This is a genomic window from Pontibacter sp. GD13 (genome assembly GCF_058216355.1).
Window position 1 is genome coordinate 118,943 of sequence record NZ_JBYZMQ010000003.1, and the last position, 15,686, is coordinate 134,628.

Below are 15,686 nucleotides of genomic sequence, written 5' to 3' on the forward strand. Positions count from 1 at the left end.
TTTTGCAAGTGTGCGCCCTTATAGTACCTTTGCGCGCCGCTGCTTTGTGATATTGATAAAATTCTATTTATTCTTTGGCAAGTCTGTTATGGGGCAACAAAAATCAGCGTCTGAAAAAAGGGGATAACTAAAGAAAGCCTTATAAATTCAATTTTCGCTATATTATAGGATTTAATATTTTTAATATAATTTGGATTGTATAAAAAATATGTAAATTTTAGTAGCAAGTTTGTGCTGTAGGCGGTCTACAGTCCACTACTGGATGCATTCAGCCATATTCTTATTTTAAATTGGATCAAAAGCATCAGGCTTGTTCCTGGGCATTGTTAAAACGGCCTTTATAATGCAAACACAATTGCAGGGGCGGCCATATCTTTTTACCTGAAAATTAAATCTTTATAACAAACTTTTACAAAACCCTAATGAGAAGCACTTTTGGAAAAGTTATACTTTTGATAGTATACTTTTGCGCTATTACCACGCTGGCTTTCGCACAGAAGGCTCCCCCACTTGGCGCTGCCCGCGCGTATCATGTACTGGCAGACAAAAAAGTAATCAATAAAAAAAGTAAAGTAGCGAATGCCAGACTGGGCGTAGCCAACGGTGCAGTCAGTGGCTTGTCGCGTGAAAGCGCCGCGCGAACAGCCGATGTGAATAACCTGACATCCAGGCAAGCACTACGCGATGCACGGCTTGCTTACAGCAATGCATTCGGACAGGCACCGGCTATCGTAAAATCCGGGGAAAAAGCATTTGCACCCGGGGTGTTTAAAACTACGGGCGATGCGGTTTTTGGGGGTAATATCGTGTTAAGCGATAGAGGACAGGCAAAGCCGGTCTTTATCTTTCAGGTGCCGGGCAACTTAACGATCACGGAGAACACCGTGTTTTCTTATCCGGCAAGTATAGATCCTGAAAACATCTTCTGGGCAGTGGAGGGTAACCTGACGGTTGGGAAAAACGCCAAGCTGGCGGGTACGTTCCTGGCAAAAGGAGAGGTAAACTTACATGCAGGCGCAAAGCTAACCGGACGGGTTATTTCACTCGAGAACCAGGTGGTGCTCAGCCAGGCGGTATTGGTAACAAGTTCTGATCTGCTGGTAACCATAAGCGTGACCCCAAGTACCTCCGGCACAGAGTCGTACTTGAACGGTGAAGTGGTAACCATCACGCTCCTGGCCACCAACAGAGGGCCCGATAACGAAGATGGTGCCATTATCAGCAACATTTCTTTTACAGGAGATCTCATTAGCAGCACTTCCAGCGTGCAGGGTGCTAACTTTAACGCGCAGAAGGGCGAATGGAACATCCGTAACCTGGCTAGCGGCGAAACGGCTACGCTGGAGTTGCGCGTGCGATTAACTACTGCCGGTCTAGGGGTAGCGAGGGCTATTATAGAAGGCAATAACATAGACGAGAATATTGCCAACAACTCTACCTCCATCACTTACTGTGTGTTGCTTCCTTCTACCGGCTTAATATCCGGCGATACGGAAGTATGCGCAGGTAAAACCTATGACTATAGCATTGAGCCGGTAAACGGAGCTACCCGTTATACCTGGAACGTACCAGTAGGCTGGGATTTCATTCAGTTAACCCCCACCAGCATCCGTGTTACGCCAAAAGGCAATTCCGGAGACATCACGGTACAAACGAATAACCTCTGCGGCCAAAGTCCACCGGTAAAGTTGACGGTAACCGCAACAGACGGCTTACCGGATAAACCGGGCGCTATAGCAGGACCGGTTTCCGTATGCGCCAACACGGCAGGTTTAGTGTACACGATTGCTCCGGTTGCAAACGCGACTTCTTATAAATGGGTACTGCCTGCAGGCTGGAACATTACAAGCGGCAACGGTACCACCCAAATAACTGTAACGGCTGGCACCGACGGGGGCGCTATTACCGTGATGGGTACCAATGTATGTGGCGACGGGGAAGCACAGACACTTGATGTAACAACAACACAGGCAGTTCCGGTGGTAAGCGCCATACGCGGTCCGCAGGACGCCTGCGTGGGCAAAAGCGTAACCTACGAGGTGGACGCCATTGCCGATGCGACAGCTTATAATTGGTCAGTGCCTCAGAACTGGACGATCACGGCTGGCCAGAACACAAATAAAATCACGGTAACTATTGGCAGCGACGCCGCGGATGTGTCGGTTATAGTGACCAATGCCTGCGGCGACAGCCAGCCGGCGACACTGATGGTAACGCCTACGCTGGATGTACCGCCAACACCTGGCGCCATCACGGGCCCATTAAATGTGTGCGCCGGGCAAACAGGGCTTACTTATACCATCGAACCGGTGGCAGGTGCCAAAAGCTATGCCTGGACCCTGCCGAATGGCTGGAGTTATGAATCAGGAAAAGACACCAACACGATTACGGTAACCGCTGGCACATCAGGTGGCGTACTTGGCGTGGCCGCTGTAAACAGCTGTGGTAACAGCACCGAGACAACGTTAACGATCCTGGCTGACCAGGGAGTGCCTGTTGCCCCTGGCACCATCACCGGCATGCAGTTGGTATGTGCAGGCTCCACCAACACCTATAGTATTGCCGCCGTAAGTGGCGCGGTATCTTATGTGTGGTTGGTTAACGGCGACTGGAAAGTAGAATCCGGGAACGGCACTACCTCTGTGGAGGTAACAGCTGGTTCTGGGAGCGCAACCCTTTCAGTTATGGCAGTGAACGCCTGCGGCGAGGGCCCGGCAACACAACTCGCGCTGACCTCACAAAATGCGGTACCAACCGTAAGCGCCATTCGCGGTCCGCTAGACCCGTGTGTAGGCAAGAGCGTGACTTATGAAGTTGATGCCGTTACTGATGCTACCAACTATGCCTGGACAGCACCGGGCAACTGGACAATTACGGCTGGCCAAAACACCAACAAAATTACGGTAACTGTTGGCAGCGACATGGGCGAGGTGCAGGTAATTGTATCCAACACTTGCGGCGACAGCCAGCCCGCTACGTTAAGCGTTACACCTACACTGGATGTGCCGCCAGCACCTGGGGCGATTACGGGTAGCACAGTAGTTTGTGCCAGCCAGCAAGGCGTAACCTATTCCATCGAGCCAATAGCAGGCGCCAAGAGTTATATCTGGACACTGCCAGGTGGCTGGAGTTTCGAGACAGGATCAAGCGAAAACACAAACACTATCACGGTAAACGTAGGAACTGCCGGCGGAACTCTCACAGTGGCAGCGGTAAACAGCTGCGGTGCGGGTCCGGAAACTGCCCTTGCCATTCTGGCTGATCAGGGCGTTCCTGCCGCGCCGGTTGCCATTACCGGAAAGCAAATTGTTTGCACCGGCAGCACAGCCACTTATTCCATAGCCGCCGTAAACGGAGCGGCATCTTATAACTGGTCTGTTAGCGGAGACTGGAAGGTAGAAAGCGGAAACGGTACTACCTCGGTGGTGATAACAGCAGGCACTCAAAACGCAGTAGTATCGGTTAGAGCCGTGAATGCATGCGGCGAAGGAGATGCAGCAATGTTCTCGGTAACACCGCAAGGTGCCGTGCCTGCTGCTCCTGCCTTTACTGCTGCTCCTACAGAAGTATGCGAAGGCAATACAGGCCTTGTTTACAGCGTGAACCCTATAGATGGCGTAACGGCTTACACCTGGACCCTGCCTGCCGGATGGGTTTACGAGAGCGGAGAGGGCACAGCCAGCATTACGGTTACCGCAAGCTCCAGTAGCCTGACACAAGGAACAGTTTCTGTTACAGCTACCAATGAGTGCGGAACAGGAGATGCTGCCAGCATAGATGTGAAAATAACTGCATCAGTGCCGGATCAGCCTGTTGCCATAAGCGGTAAATTATCGGCTTGCAGCAACGAACAGAACATAACCTATACAATAGAACCGGTAACAAACGCTACCTCATACCGCTGGAGGGGCACAAACGGCTGGACCGTTGTTAGCGGCCAAGGTACCACAAGTGCCACTTTCACCGCCGGCACAGCAAACGGCACTATCCTGGTAGAGGCAGTGAACGCCTGTGGTTCTAGCAACGAAACAACCTTAGCCGTTGCAGTTACCAGTGCAGCCCCTGCCACCCCGGGGCCGATAACGGGAATGGCGACACCTTGCGTAGGCAAACAGTACACATACACCATTACCAGCGTGACCGATGCCCTGACCTATGCCTGGACGAAACCAGCAGACTGGACAGTAGTTGGCAACAGCGACGGCATTTCCTTTACAGTGATAGCTGGCAGCGATGCCGGCACCATCAGTGTTACCGCCACAAATAGCTGCGGAACAAGTAACGCGCAATCCTTTGCGGTAACGCCTACAACCGAAGCACCTACCGGAATTACCAACATTGTGGGCGCGACGAGTGCCTGTAAAGATGAGGTGCTTACGTTTAGTGTTAGCCCATCCGCCAATGCCGTATCCTACACCTGGAGCGTGCCTGCCGACTGGACAGAAATGACCGGCCAGGGAACAACAGAAATATCCGTAAAAGTAGGAGCGACCACCGGAACAGTTAGCCTGACGGCCGCCAACGAGTGCGGGCAGGTTACCATCGGTAAAACAGTAAAAGTTTCTACGAGCGTTCCGGTTGCACCGGGTACGATCACCGGACCTACTTTGCTGTGCGAAGGTGCAGTAGCTACCTACTTTATTACAGATGTAACGGATGCCGCTTCTTATATGTGGAACTTCCCAAGCGACTGGGTAAAAATGGGTGCACAAACCGCTTCCACTATCCAGGTAACGGTAGGCAAAGCAGCAGGCGTAGTAACGGTGAAAGCAGTAAATGCCTGCGGCGAAAGCACTGAAAGCGACGCCCTTGCCGTAGCGCCACAGCCAGGCACGCTGGTTATTTCATCGGCCATTGTAGCCTCTAATGCTACCTTCTGCCAAAACGCAACAGGCCTGAGCTACAAAATACAGCCTGTAACCGGTGCCACAAAGTATGAATGGAGCATCCCGACAGGGTGGTCATACCTTTCAGGAGAAGGCACAACAGAAGTAGTCTTGCAAGCCGGTTCAGCAGGCGGCGATGTTACCATAACAGCCAGCAACGAATGCGGTGCCACTGTTAGCAAAACACTCGCGGTGCAGCCTACGGCAGCCCCTGCTCAGCCAGCCACAATTACAGGCCCGCTTACACCGTGCAGCGGAACAAGTGTAACGTACAGCGTAGCCTCGCAGACAGGAGTAACATACACCTGGAACTTCCCAACTGACTGGACAAAAGTCTCAGCGCAGGGTGCCAGTACTTTCACTGTTATCCCGACAGCTACTGCCGGCACGGTTAGCGTTGTTGCCAATAACGAATGCATCACCAACGCACCGGTTACCCTACAGGTGCAGCCAACAGCGGGTATTCCGGCTGCTCCGGCTGCCATTAATGGCGGAACCAAGGTTTGCGCCGGACAAACGCTTACCTATTCCACCACCGGTTCTGCTTCTGCCACATCGTATACCTGGACCCTGCCACAGGGATGGTCCTTTGTGCCGGGCACAAGCACAACCACCGCACAGATTCAGGTAGTTGCCGGAAAGGGAGCTGGAACACTTACAGTAGTGGCGGTAAACAGCTGCGGCAACAGTGGCAGCACGAGCCTAAGTATAGACTCCAGGGAACTGGTAACGCCAACAGCTATCCTCGACAAAAGCTCGCCATGTGTGGGACTGGTGTATGAGGTTGCACCAATTGCCAACGCCACCGCTTATAACTGGACAGTACCAACAGGCTGGACTATTACAGCCGGCGCCGGTACCAACAAGATTGCTGTTACAGCAGCCAATGGTGCCAGTACAGGTACTGTGTCGGTAGTGGTGGATAACGGCAACTGCACCAGCCAGCCAGTAAGCCTAATGGCCAACAGCAGCTTAGCCAACAGCGTGCTGGAAATGCCTAACGTCTTCTCGCCAAACAACGACGGCAACAACGACACCTGGGTGGTGAAGAACCTGGATAATTATCCGGACAACGACCTGACCATTGTGAACCGTTGGGGCAACGAAGTGTACCGCGCCAAGACATACCAGAACGGATGGGCTGGCGACGGCTTAAGCGAAGGCACCTACTTCTACATACTTCGGGTGAAGATGTGCGATGGAGCTGATAAAGTATATAAGGGTTATGTGATGATTGTAAGATAATGGTTATGAAAACAAATAAATGGAGTCTCGTTTTGGTGGTGCTCGGCGTGGCGATATCTCATTTCGCCACTGCCCAGCAGGCACCCCAGTACACACAGTACATATTTAATGAATTGGTAATAAACCCGGCTTACGCAGGCAGCAAAGGCATCCTGAATGTGAATGCAACCTACCGTAACCAGTGGACAGGTTTGGACGGTGCCCCCACTACGCAGTTTTTAAGCGTAGACGGCCCCACCGGCAGATCTAATATGGGTTGGGCCGGCCTTATCGTGCACGATAAAATAGGCGCCCAGAGTCAGACAGGGGTTTACGGCAATGCCTCCGTAGCCCTCGACATGAGCGCAACCACTAAACTATCGTTCGGCCTGTCGTTGGGTGCTGTGCAGTATACCCTGGATGGCACGATGCTAAACGCAGGAAGCGAAACCCCCGATGCGGCCATTCCGCCGGGGCGGGAGTCTAAGGTGCTGCCGGATGCAAAGATTGGTGCCTTTCTGCACTCGGAGCGTTTCTATGCGGGCCTTACTGCAGCAAGCCTGATCTCATTTAAAAGTGAGAACATGTACATCGCCTCCCCGCGCCGGCATTACTTCCTGTCCACAGGGTACACCTTCGACCTGAGCAGCGAGTTGCGCCTGAAGCCAAGCATACTGGTGAAAGACGATTTCAAGAGCCCGATGAACATCGACCTGAATACTTTTCTGGTGTACAACGACCGTTTCTGGTTCGGAGGGTCATACCGTACGTCGGCGCCGGTATTTACCGATGTAGAGACGGAGAACCTGAAGAAGCGTAACGCATTTGCTGTTTTAGCGCAGGTGTATGCCACGCCCAGGTTCCGTGTTGGGTACTCCTACGACATTAGCCTTGGCAAAATGAAGCGCTTTAGCACACATGAGATCTCTGTTGGATACTCGTTCTTTAAATCGGAGAATGGCAGAATCCTCAATCCTAGAAATTTATAATCAGGTACTGATGACAAAGTTACGTTTAAAACTTATCACACTATTGTTGGCAGGGTCCTGCGGAGCGCCATTATGCTTACAGGCGCAAAGCATGGACCAGGCAGACAAGCATTTCAATGACTATGAGTATGCCCAGGCCCTGGATGCATACCAGAGCATGTACCAGAACGGGCGTACCGACCTGGCCGTGGTGCAGCACATAGCAGACAGCTACCGCATGCTGAACAACAGCCAGGAGGCGGAGCAGTGGTATGCTAAGGTGGTAGCGTTTCCGAATGCGGCCCCTATCAATACGTACTATTACGCCAAGGCAGCAAAGCAGAACGGTGACTATGCAAAGGCCAAAAAGCTCTTTTTAGAGTACGGCCAGATGGCCCCGGAGCAAGCGGCGCTGGCAACCAGAATGGCTGCGTCTACGGACACAGCTGCGAACTGGCTGGCAAACCCCCGTGCTTTTGAGGTAAGCAAAGTAGAGAGCCTGAGCTCTTTGGCAGCAGACTACAGCCCTGCAAAAGATAAGGGCGGGGTGTTCTTCGCCTCGAACCGGACGCAGATGCCGGGTGCGGCGCAACAGCCTCAGGCTGGGGAGAGCTACATTAAAATGTACTATGCCAAAGCGAACAACGACAGTACATGGGCTGAGCCTGTTTTATTAGCGGGCGGCGTGAACTCCACTTACCATAATGGCCCGGCCACTTTCTCAGCAGTTGACCAAACGCTGTATTTCACCCGCACGCAGGTGGTAAAGCGCAGCGACAGAAAAGCTGTTTCAGACCCTACCAGCTGGTTGAGAGGGAAAATCGGCAATGTGCACACCAACTTCCATGGCATCTATCTAGCCGACAGAAAAGGGGAAAGCTGGGAGAACGTAAGGCCTTTTAAGTACAATAACACAAAAGAATATTCGCTTGGCCACCCGGCTATTACAGCTGATGGGCAGGTTTTATACTTTGTTTCGGACATGCCAGGCAGCCTGGGCGATACGGATATTTATTATGCTGAACGCCAGGCCGATGGCTCCTGGGGAAAGCCGGTGAATGCCGGAAGTGTAATAAACACAAGTGGCCGCGAAAGTTTTCCTACGATCGGCGAGGATGGCAATTTATACTTCTCCTCTAACGGCCATTTAGGCATGGGCGGCCTCGATATCTTTAAAGCGGTTGGCGGGCACAAAGCCTGGAGCAAGGTAGAGAACATGCGGGCTCCCATCAACTCATCGAACGATGATTTTGGTCTGGCGATAGACGCAGCAGGCCAGCACGGCTTGTTTTCGTCGGCACGCACGGCCCAGGGCGGAACGGATAACATCTACAGCTTTAAACCTATAAAGAAACAGCCGTTTTTACTAAAAGGGCAGGTTATTGCGAAGTCAGACGCTGTGGGTAAAAAGGGCAGCGCCATAGACAGTGTATTGCTGCAGCTATCGGAAAACGAAAGCGGAAAATCTGTAGAACTGTATTCGGATAAGAACGGGGCTTTTGCCTTTGAACTGAAGCCTGGTAAAACCTATACCCTGCGCGGCTCGAAAGCAGATTACCTGTCTCAAAACATTACCTTAACGGCAGATGAGGCTGTATTTACGGGCTCTAAGGCAATGGAGCTCGTACTGGAGCAGAAGAAACGCAACGTACCGGTAACGTTGAACAATATTTACTATGCCTTTGATAAAGCAGAGCTAAAACCAGCCGCAGTAGAGGAGTTGGACAAGCTTGTGAAGATGTTAAACGACAACCCGGATGTAGAGATCGAGCTTAGCGCGCATACCGATAGCCGGGGCCATAGGAAATACAACAGGCAGCTGTCGGAGCGTAGAGCAAAGTCTGTGGTGAGTTACCTGGTGTCGAAAGGGGTTGACCTGAGCCGAGTTACAGCAAAAGGCTACGGGGAGAAATACCCGGTTAATAGCTGCACAGATGGCGTGAAATGCGAGAACGAGGCACATCAGCTAAACCGTCGTACGGAGTTCAAGATCATCAAATAACAGCTTTTATAGCAGAGCATATACAAGCGGGGGCTACAGTAGATCTACTGTAGCCCCCGCTTGTTTAGCTTAAAAAGTATCTTATTTGTCCCGAAAGCCATTTTGTAGTAAAAAGCCTCCGGTACTGCCCTAATAAGCAACTGCACTGCGGCAAGTTTAGCGTAAGCTTAATGTGGCTGTCCATGAGGCCAGTTTGTAAAGGTGGAAATACCCAGCCCTTACATGCTTCTTTACAAGCTTGGTTTACATCCGCCTTTACAAACTGGCCCTATACACAACCCCAGTTCCCGCTGTGCCCAAGCTGACGGTTTAAACGGGATTTTTAGACATGACGAATTCATCAGCGAAACAGCCTTCCCGTTACAAATCTCCCCGCTAAAACTTTTCCTCCAGCCACAGAAAGCCACTGCTCAAGGCAAACAGCAAAAAGAACCAGATAAGCGGTACAGGTTCTTCTTTGTAAGCGACAATGCTTTTTGAAGGACTTATACTTTGCTTTGCCAAGTATTCCATTGTAGCCTGCTGCCTGGCCTGAAAAGCAGCAAAAGGCCAGTCAGGAGCAGCATGAACATAAAAGTAATACGGTGCGGCATCCGTAGTCTGAACCTGGTGCCAACCACTGCTGCGTGGCCAGAAGGTGCCCTTATACTTTTCAGGTTGATGGATGTGTTGGGCCAATGGCAGGTTTACAGTGACAGAGTCGGACAGGCTCGTAATTGTAGCGTTGTCGGGTGTTCCAGGCTTCGCCTCAGAAGTATAATCTGTGTAAACTAACTCCATCGGCTGGTCTGGCTGCGGCACCTGCGGTTGCGCTACCATCCAGAATTTTTCCAGCGTCTGCTCCTTTGCCACCCCGGCTAATAAGTTTGCCCAGTAGCTGGCGTATACTTCGTCTTTGCCTTCCAGCTGCCACGGAAACGTTTGCGGCACGAAACTCATGGCCACTTTTCCCCAACCTGCTTTTTTTGCTCCTGCCAGCAATACGTTGCCCTGCTCCTCTACCAAGTTGTTCACAGCAGTAGTGTTTATAAGTGCATAAGGGGCAGCAGTGGCCGTGGCGTTTGTGTTGCCCGACCAGGAGGCGCGGGCACTGCGGGTATCCTGCTGTGAAAGTCGCCTTGTTTGGAACGAGGTAAAGAAGGCGGTGCTACGGCTGTTAGCAGGTGCCGTGGCAATAGTTAAAACACCTAAACCATCTTCAGAAACGGCTTTTTGCAAAGCAGTTCTTTCGGCAGTACTCAGGTTGTCCAGCGCCTCTGGCTCCGTTACCACAACATCAAAATACTTTAACAGCTTGGGTGTTATCCGGGCAAGCTCAGTTTTAGGCATGTTAAGCCACTCCGTTTGGGTAACAGCTTTGCTGACCGTTGTTCGTAGCGCCACTTTGTGCTGCAGTGCTGCCAGGTGGTTTTTCAGGAATCTGAATTCGAAGTTCGGGGAAGATGCCAGCAGCAGGACTGCCAGTTGTTGCGTTGGCTTTACCTGCACCGGCACCTGGCCAAGCGTGTCTGCCTGGTCTCCTGTTTTAGCCAGCAAAGTATAGGTAAAGCGGCCTGCCTGTTTTGGGTTGTAGCGAAGCCTGAAAGCGAGCGTGCTATCGGGCTGTACAGCAATGGAGTCCTGGGCCTTGCCCGCCGCATACAAATAAAGCTTTGCTTGTGCCTGCTTACCAGGATTATATTTACCGGCTACCTCCACCGCTTCGCCAAGCTGTACACTTTGCGGCCACTGTACCCCTTGCGCACCGGCAGGAGTGGCTGAGAGGTGAGGTTGTAACCGGATGCTCTCTAACTGGTGCAGTTCATTTTCATCCAGGCCATACCCCAAAAGGTGCAGCGTGCGAAGGCCAGGTTGTTGCTGACGAAGGCTCTGTAGTGTTGATAAGGAAACAGCTTCATCTGCCGGGGTTGTTTTGTAAGTATACACCTGCGGCTTTGCCTCCAGCCTTCGCAGCAGCGCAGCCAGTGTATCGGAGTCGTAGCCTTTTGTGAGGAGAATAGCCGTACCCGGGCTTATGGCCTGCTGCGTAGTAGGCGGAAACACCAGCAGCACCAGGCTTACACCTGCCACGGCGCTGGCAAGCAGCCGCCACACCAGCCGCTGCCGGTTGGGCCTGCGCCATGCCAGCCATAGCAACAGCAAAACCACAGCGGCTGCTATTAACCAGGGAAAGTACGTTGGTGCGTTTATCATTTCTTTCGTCTATCTCGGAGGGAGCCCCAGTATCGCTCTGAACTCCTCTTTGCCCTCTGGCAACTGCTTCAGGTTTTCTATGAGGGTAATGGCCCTGTCTACGCGCAGCTGTGTGCTCTTTACCGCCCCTACATGATGGATGATGTAGCGCTGCATGCCTGCTGTCAATAAGCCGAACCGCCTCGCCCCTTCATCGTCCTGGCGTAGCAGCTCTTCGAACTCCTCGGGAACAGCAGTGCCATACTTGCTGTCATCCTTCTCCAGCTTCACCCGGGTCTGGTCGCCGCACTGGAGCCCGAGCGCCTGCATTCTTTTCTTGCTGATGCTGATATAAGCCCTGCCTTGCCCCAAAGCCATTAGCCCGCACTGGAATGTAAGGCTGCCGTTTACGGTGCAGTGCAAACGCAGCTTCAGCTTACCACCTAACTGCTGCACGATCTCCTGCGGCACCTCCAGGTAATGCATGCCCGGCAAGTGTGGCAACAGGTTAATATAGGTGTTGAATTCTAACATACTTTCTTTTCCGGGCTTTTCAAGATTTAGTTTGTAGTCCGACTGGGCCGGAGGCCCACGCTATTGTAATTCGCCCATGCCGCAAGTTTAGCGTCAGCGTAACTTGTGGCTATTATTGGTGCCAGTTTGTAACTGGCGTATTCCATAACCATACATCCACCACTTACAAACTGGCCCTATGTCCACCCACCAGTTCCCGCTTCGCTCAAACTGGCGGGATGTTATTTCTCCAGCCGTTTCATGTACTCTTCTGCCAGCTTGCTGCGCACCGTTTGCTGTGGCTGGGGCGTTTTCTCGGCTTCGGGCAGCAGGTTAACCCACGCCCGCTCCACAGCTAGCAAGCATGAGCTGCACAGCTTCTCTCCGACCTTGATCTCTGTAATAAGCATTCGCAGGTCCTGCAGGGCACGAAGGTTTTGCCCCGGTTTGTTCAAAACCACCTGCGCCAACTCCCGCCCGGCCTTCTCCAGCAAAGCCGCATCCGATGGTTTATACTTTCCGGACTGTTTATACTTTGCCAGCCATTGCAGCGCCGTTTGTGTGTGCGGAAGCTTCTGCTCCTGCTCAATTACTTTTCTTTCGGATGGTGCAGTGATCTTATCCAGCTCTCCTGATAGCCTGAGTTCAGGCTCTTTCAGAGGCGGTGCCTCAAAACCGGTTTTGGCTACATAGGCCCGCTGTGACTGCTGTACCTCTTTCAGCATCCGGAGCGCTTTGTACTCATATGGTAAGGCTTCTTTGGGTTTATGCGTGCGCAGCCTTAATTCTGCCCCCCACATCTGAGCCAAGGCTCCTTTGAGCTTCGCCTTTACAGCAGGTTCAAAAATTGTCGCTTCATCCTCCTGGTCGTGCTTGTGGATGTAAGGGTCGAGCAAGGCTTCGGGGCTGTTAGGGTTTTCCTGTTGCTGTCCGTGGTCGTGGCCATCGTCGTCGTGGTGTTCCGCGCCTTCGGGTATGCCGCCTCCCGGACCGATGCCGCTTTCAAACTCCTCGCCTAAAAACTTGCCGTAGCGCAGGCGCAGTAGCTTCTGGTCTACCCCCAGGTTATTGGCGCGTTCCTCAAATACGGTCCGGCTTATACTTTGCTGCTCTTTTAGGAGCTTTTCGGTGTCGATAATGATCTGGCGCTGGCTCCGGAAATACTCCGGCACCGGGTTCACGCCCATCGACATATCAAAAGATGCCTCTACAATCGTGGTGTCCTCTATCTGCACAAAGTATGTTTCGGAGCGAGTATAGCCCCGGTGATTGTCCCAGGCCTGCAGGAAGAAGTATAGCTCATCGCCATAGGTCATGCCCAGTTTCTGCAGGTCCAGGTTTTGGTTGAGGCTGTAGCTGCGGCGGTTGCCGCTTAAGTTTAGCTTGATCTTCTCTTCCCGGAATTTCACGGCTTCCCCTGTTCCCTTGGCCACAGTGGCGATCATGTTGGCCTCCCGGATGCCGTAATCGTCGGTTAGCCGGGCCTGTAGCTTTACGCGCTGCGGTTCGCCAAAAAGGATTTCCGTGTACTGCTCCGGCTTTTGTAGCTGAATGACTGGAGCATTATCCGGGATGATCTCCAACGTATAAAAAGCGGATTTCTGCCCTTCCAGGTTAATGGTGTACAGTGCCGATGCCGTAAAGCTGCGCGATAAAGTATAACTGTTCCCTTGTGCTTTAAAGGAAAGAGGCTTCTGCTCGTTCAGCTCCAGCTGTATCTGTCTGGCAGGCCTGTTGGTTTCGATGCGCCAGGTAATGGTGGCCCCTTCTTCCACACGCAGGTTTGGATTATCAGCCCGGTAAGGTTGCTTGCCGGTATAGGCGGGGGGATTTACCGTGATTTCGATTCGCTCGATCTTAACTGCTGTATCGGCTACGGCTGTAGGCTGATCGGGGAATTCCAGCTCTACCTTAGCTGGCTCAGTCATACTTGCCAGGGGTGCTGCAGGCAAGTATAAAATACCTGCCGAAACGAGAAGGGCCAGCCCCAGCGCCAGGTAGCTGGCAAGGCCGCGGATACGGAAGGTTTTCTGCTGCTCCGGATGAAGTTCCTGAAGTATAGTTGCTATTTTCTTTTGCTGCAGTCGCTCCAGCAGGTTCCGGGGCTCGTGAAGCAACAGGGAGGTACTGTCTTCCAGCTGGGGATATTGCCTGTTCAGGTGCCGCGCCACCTGTTGCAGATCAGTTTTATAAGTGCTTTTCCAGGCAAGGGCAAAGTATAAAATGCCGCAAAGTATAATCGCCAGCGCCGTGACAACCAGCAGGGGCACTTCCCATTGCCAGCGCCAAAGTATAGCCGCGCCCAAAAGTATAATTGCCGAAGCCTGAAGCGCATACAGCCACATCTTCGCCTGCACGTACTGCCTGCGAATGCGCTGAAGGATATGGATGCTCTCTAACTGGCTCATGACTGTATTTTACTGCGCCGGCTTACAATAAACCGCTCCATTAAAAATAACACAACCGCTGCCAACACTACCCAGGGTAAAAGAGGCTCCCGCTGCGTTTTTTGGGCCTCTGCGGTTGCTACTTTAGTTCTTTGGGTGGGCATCAGTTGCTGCTCGTCCAGTGCCCGCAGGTCATAGGCTGCTGCTGGCGCTGGCAATAGTAGGGGCAGTAATAAGTCGGGTAGCTGTGCGCTTCGGCCCAACTCGCTCCAGGCCGGACTAAAGCCGCTCCTGAAAGTATAAATTCTGCCCAGGCCCATTGGCTGCCAGGAAAGTATAGGTTGGCTGTTGGCAGCTGTCCAAAGTGCAGCAGCTTTAGTATTTTGCTGATTCGCCGCACTGATCTGATGAACCTTAACAGTTGTACCGGCAGCGCCGGCTATACTTGTGTTCAGCTTTGTTGGCTCAGCGCCTTGCTGCACCCATAGCTGCTGTCCCTGCTGTACTTGCTTCTCCAGGCTTACAGGTACTTTGGCGTTGCGCAACCAGAATACCCAATCCGCAGCGGCAGTATCGGTTTTTAAGTGGATCGGGAGCCGGGTATAGTTACTGATTGCCTGTATGGCTGCTTTGAAGTAGCGCGCTTCCTGCTTATGGGCTTCGTCGGGGAGTATGGCAATCTGCAACGGCTCTTTTTGCACTTGTACCTTGCTAATAGTATTGCCAGCAACCGCCTGCAGCGAATCGTTTTGCCTCTGCAGCTGCAGCACCTGCTTACCCGGCAGTTTCAGGCTTGGCGTGGCTTTGCCTATACTGTGGCGGTTATAAGTAATGCCGTCGCGGGTGCTGTGCCCGGTGATCAGCAGCAGGCTGTCTGGAGAGGTTTGCACGGCTGCCTGCAGCCAGGTAGCCGTGGCTTGGGTGGCAACAGGTATCCAGTGTATGTTTTCCGGAAGAGTCTCCGGGCGGTCACCGGGAAAGTAGCGCTGCTGATCCGACGTGAAGAGCCAGACGCTATCCTGCGGCTGATCATACTGCTCCGAAAGTGCAGGCAGCAGGCCCCAGTAGCTTGCGCTAAAGTTCAAGGTGCTGTCTGTGGTTCGTTTACTGATTTGCTGCCACGCTTCCGGTGTTATCTGCCTGAAACCGGAAGTATACGCATACAGTGAATAGCCCTGTTGCAAAAGCGAGTCTATGGCGGGCTTTATAGGTTGCAGGGCAGAAGTATAGAGCAGTTCCTGCCCCACGTAGATGGCTTTCTTTGCCTCGGGTTGTTGTGGCTGGTGTACCAAAACCGGCTGTGCCAGTGCCACGGCCAGCAATATAAGTATGAGGCAACGCAGCAGTAGCAGCCATACATCGTTCAGCTTAATGCTGCTCCAGCGCTTGCTTGCCGAAGCCTCCAGCCAGCGCAGACTGCCCACCTTCACCGTCTTCCCCTGCCGCTTGTTCCAGAGGTGAATGGCGATCGGGACAAGTATAGCCGATGCTGCAAAAAGCCAATATGGTGCGAGGAAAGTCAATTCTGAATTAC

Annotated in this window: 7 protein-coding genes; 3 read left to right on the forward strand and 4 right to left on the reverse strand. The window is 52.5% G+C overall.

Translation table 11 applies throughout. The features are described from left to right. Positions 1-422: 422 nt before the first annotated feature. The 3 genes from AC4BAN_RS06970 to AC4BAN_RS06980 all read left to right on the forward strand — a co-directional run bounded on the left by AC4BAN_RS06970 (position 423) and on the right by AC4BAN_RS06980 (position 9,080). Positions 423-6,131 (forward strand): T9SS type B sorting domain-containing protein, encoded by a 5,709-nt coding sequence (locus tag AC4BAN_RS06970; protein ID WP_490563667.1) that lies wholly within the window; start codon positions 423-425, stop codon positions 6,129-6,131. A 5-nt stretch (positions 6,132-6,136) separates the two neighbouring features. Continuing rightward, entirely contained in the window at positions 6,137-7,099 is a 963-nt protein-coding gene (locus AC4BAN_RS06975) for a PorP/SprF family type IX secretion system membrane protein (protein ID WP_490563668.1), read from the forward strand. 91 nt (positions 7,100-7,190) lie between these two features. Further along, on the forward strand, positions 7,191-9,080 hold the full coding sequence (locus tag AC4BAN_RS06980) for an OmpA family protein (RefSeq protein WP_490563669.1): 1,890 nt from the start codon (positions 7,191-7,193) through the stop codon (positions 9,078-9,080). A gap of 375 nt (positions 9,081-9,455) precedes the next feature. Here the strand turns inward: AC4BAN_RS06980 and AC4BAN_RS06985 are convergent, their stop codons facing one another. From AC4BAN_RS06985 to AC4BAN_RS07000, 4 genes are all read right to left on the reverse strand, one after another. After that, on the reverse strand, positions 9,456-11,273 hold the full coding sequence (locus AC4BAN_RS06985) for a hypothetical protein (RefSeq protein ID WP_490563670.1): 1,818 nt from the start codon (positions 11,271-11,273) through the stop codon (positions 9,456-9,458). Positions 11,274-11,282: 9 nt separating this feature from the next. Beyond that, on the reverse strand, positions 11,283-11,786 hold the full coding sequence (locus AC4BAN_RS06990; protein WP_490563671.1) for a DUF1905 domain-containing protein: 504 nt from the start codon (positions 11,784-11,786) through the stop codon (positions 11,283-11,285). 221 nt (positions 11,787-12,007) lie between these two features. Then, positions 12,008-14,173, reverse strand: coding sequence for a DUF4175 family protein (locus AC4BAN_RS06995; protein ID WP_490563672.1), 2,166 nt, complete (start codon positions 14,171-14,173; stop codon positions 12,008-12,010). Continuing rightward, on the reverse strand, positions 14,170-15,675 hold the full coding sequence (locus tag AC4BAN_RS07000) for a BatA domain-containing protein (RefSeq protein ID WP_490563673.1): 1,506 nt from the start codon (positions 15,673-15,675) through the stop codon (positions 14,170-14,172). The genes AC4BAN_RS06995 and AC4BAN_RS07000 overlap by 4 nt, the downstream gene beginning before the upstream one ends. Positions 15,676-15,686: the final 11 nt, after the last annotated feature.

What these genes read in the sequence shown, in the direction of transcription:
- AC4BAN_RS06990 (WP_490563671.1), bottom strand. Translation starts at nt 11,786, where the DNA reads ATGTTAGAATTCAACACCTATATTAACCTGTTGCCACACTTGCCGGGC.
- AC4BAN_RS06980 (WP_490563669.1), top strand. Translation starts at nt 7,191, where the DNA reads ATGGACCAGGCAGACAAGCATTTCAATGACTATGAGTATGCCCAGGCC.
- AC4BAN_RS06970 (WP_490563667.1), top strand. Translation starts at nt 423, where the DNA reads ATGAGAAGCACTTTTGGAAAAGTTATACTTTTGATAGTATACTTTTGC.
- AC4BAN_RS06985 (WP_490563670.1), bottom strand. Translation starts at nt 11,273, where the DNA reads ATGATAAACGCACCAACGTACTTTCCCTGGTTAATAGCAGCCGCTGTG.
- AC4BAN_RS06995 (WP_490563672.1), bottom strand. Translation starts at nt 14,173, where the DNA reads ATGAGCCAGTTAGAGAGCATCCATATCCTTCAGCGCATTCGCAGGCAG.
- AC4BAN_RS06975 (WP_490563668.1), top strand. Translation starts at nt 6,137, where the DNA reads ATGAAAACAAATAAATGGAGTCTCGTTTTGGTGGTGCTCGGCGTGGCG.